Source organism: Paratractidigestivibacter sp., from assembly GCF_052362415.1.
Taxonomy (GTDB): Bacteria; Actinomycetota; Coriobacteriia; order Coriobacteriales; family Atopobiaceae; genus Paratractidigestivibacter.
The window spans coordinates 6,139-8,817 of record NZ_DAWEMK010000042.1 but is presented as its reverse complement, the minus strand read 5'-3'; the positions used below and the strand labels follow the sequence as shown (position 1 = coordinate 8,817).

Genomic DNA, 2,679 nt, shown 5'->3' with positions numbered 1-2,679 from the left:
GCAGCGCCGCCGCGATGGCCGCCGCCGCGTGCGCCCAGCTCATGGGCGCCACGCCCGAGCAGGCGCTCACGGCGAGCTCGCTGGCGATCTCGAACCTGCTCGGACTCGTGTGCGACCCGGTGGGAGGGCTCGTTGAGGTTCCGTGCCAGGCGAGAAACGCCATCGGCGTGGCCGCAGCCTTCTCGTCGGCGCAGCTCGCGCTCTCCGGCGTGCGCAGCCTCGTGCCGTTCGACCAGGTCGTGCACGCGATGAGCGAGGTCGGCCATGCGCTGCCCGCGAGCCTGCGCGAGACCGCCCGCGGCGGCCTTGCCGCCACGCCCGCCGCCTGCGCCGCCTGCGGGGGCTGCCGGTAGCGGGCGGACGGGCGCTGTGCGTCGGGCGAGCGCTGCAGGCAGGGAGTGCGTCGCGTGTCGGGCGCGCGGCAGGCATGCAGTCTACGGCGTTTGCGGGTGGCTGCCTTTAACGCGTGGGCGGCTCATTTCCTGCGGGCCCCTGCGCGTTCGTTTTTTAGCCGTTCGCCCTTCTTGCCGTCTCTGCGACGACCTTGATTGCCTCCGCCACCGCCGAGATTGCGCATTCTTACAAATGCGAGCTTAAACGGCCTGTTTCTGTAGGAATGCGGATTCTCGACGATTTAGACGATGCCGCTTTCGATTCTGGCCCCTCTTTGCGGACGGCGTCTGGTGTCGAGATTGCGTATCTCTACAAAATGACCCATCGGGACACGTGTTTTGCAAAGATACGCAATCTCGGAATATGGCGAGCGAATAGCAAGGGGACTTCGATTAGCGAAGTGCGATTTATTCGGCGAGGATTATCTAATAGCGTTGTGATGGCTTTGCCGTTGCGCTAAGCGGCGATGCGACGTGCAGCGGCATATCCGAACTCGATCTCATTGCTCCCGTGGCGCCCGAGGCCATTGAATGCGCAAAGAAGCGGCATTCCGCGCCACCCGGCATAGTTGACCGTCTTTTTTCCGGGACGCCGTCCACGAACCTGGGCTTCGGTCCCCTCGGGACGCCGAACTTCTCGAGCAGCGCGACGAATTCTGTTCGGTTCCTCGGCAGCAACTGAGCATAGGAAAAGCGCAGAATAGCGTGACCGTATGCGGTGAGGCGGGATTCTCGGATTCGCTCATCACGGAGGGCGTCGAGCGGGTCGCCGCTCATGGTGTACTTCTTCGCGCCGTCCAGCTCGCCGAGGACGATCCCCTTCTTGCTCTCCCATGCGAAGTCCGCGCGGAACATCTTTGCCGGGTCGATGGGGTCGGGAAGAGGAGTCTGCAGCTCAGGCAGATAAAACCCCTGCTGGATCATGACCGCACGGGCGATGGATTCCCCGCCGCTCTCGGCCCGCCCATCCGCATGTGCGCAGATGGCCGCGACGCGCTTTACTCCTCGTTGGCCGCGGAAGCGCATCCGGATGTCGTCGCAGAGCTCTTCTGCGCCGAGCCCCCCGGTCCTCGCATAACCGTCGGCGATCGCGAGAGCCGATTGGAAGCTGAGCCTCGATGCGCAATCGAAGAGGGTCCTTACGGGGCTGGTCACGCGGACGCCTTGACAGAGGCATAACTCGTCCTTGACCGATGAACGATGGACAAGCTGCGCCTTCTCGGCATCCGAGATAGACGATGAGGTGACCACATAGGGTTTGCGAAGGTCTTTCCACGAGACGGGCATCCCATGTATAAGCGCGGCGCTCGGGCCGAAGAACACCCAATGAGGATGCAGCTCCGCGATGCCCTTGATTATGAAGAGCGCCCGGGCGCCTCTATCGAGCGCCTGCCAGGTGTCTGCTTTGACGAAGAGCTTCGGGTACGGCTCGAAGACGCTCCGCGGGCGCTCCTTCTTGATTAGGCGGCGCAGGTAGATAAGGTCAGCGGCTTCAGTTGCCGCAAAGCATGAGCCGCGGGACCCAGCCTCGCCCAGCCGTGCTTCTATCCGCTCGCGCGCCTCTTTGCCCAAGCGACCACCTCTTTCGTGGGTCGTATCTTGCCATATCCCTGGGGAGAAGAACGCCCAAAACGCCGAGATTGCGTATTCTTACAAAATCACGCCGATGGAGCGCGATTCTGTAGAAATACGCAATCTCGGTGCCAACCGACGCGCGCCGCCAACCGACGCGCGCCGCCAACCGGCGTGCGTCGTCAACAGACGTTCTCTATGCGACTGCGCCCCATGTCGACAACTGCATCGACGACCCGAGCTGGACTGTCTCCATTCGCCATTTCGTGCACGGAGAGCGGAGGTTTCGTGGTGACTCCGTGTAGAATTACTTTCTGTCTATAAACCCAGCTGGGAAAGGAAGTGGTGAGATGGACCCCATGAGCCTCCTGAAGCTCCTCGGCATCGTTATCGTCGTCGTCGGCTTCGCGCTTAAGCTCGACTCGATCCTCATCATCATGGTGGCCGCCGTGGCCACCGCCCTCGTCGCGGGCATGGACCCCGTGACGTTCCTCTCGACCATGGGCAAGAGCTTCGTCGCGAACCGCTCCATGCTCATCTTCATCATGACGTTCGTCATCACGGGCACCCTCGAGCGCAACGGCCTGAAGCAGGCCGCCGCGACGCTCATGGCCAAGTTCAAGGGCGCGACCGCCGGCCTCGTCGTCGCCGCCTACGGCATCTTCCGCGTGATCTTCGCCGCCTTCAACGTCGGCTTCGGCGGCGTCGCGGGCTT

General features: G+C 63.0%; 3 protein-coding genes. 2 read left to right on the top strand and 1 reads right to left on the bottom strand.

The window, feature by feature from the left end:
* A partial coding sequence (locus ACT84W_RS05845; RefSeq protein WP_444328540.1) for an L-serine ammonia-lyase, iron-sulfur-dependent, subunit beta occupies window positions 1–353 on the top strand: 353 nt, incomplete at its 5' end.
* Between the two features lie 465 nt (window positions 354–818).
* Here the strand turns inward: ACT84W_RS05845 and ACT84W_RS05840 are convergent.
* Window positions 819–1,964 (bottom strand): hypothetical protein, encoded by a 1,146-nt coding sequence (locus ACT84W_RS05840; RefSeq protein ID WP_444328539.1) that lies wholly within the window; start codon window positions 1,962–1,964, stop codon window positions 819–821.
* A gap of 350 nt (window positions 1,965–2,314) precedes the next feature.
* Between ACT84W_RS05840 and ACT84W_RS05835 the strand changes: the two genes are divergently transcribed.
* The coding region (locus ACT84W_RS05835) for a 5-oxoproline transporter, DUF969 family subunit (protein WP_444328538.1) at window positions 2,315–2,679 on the top strand (365 nt) is incomplete at its 3' end.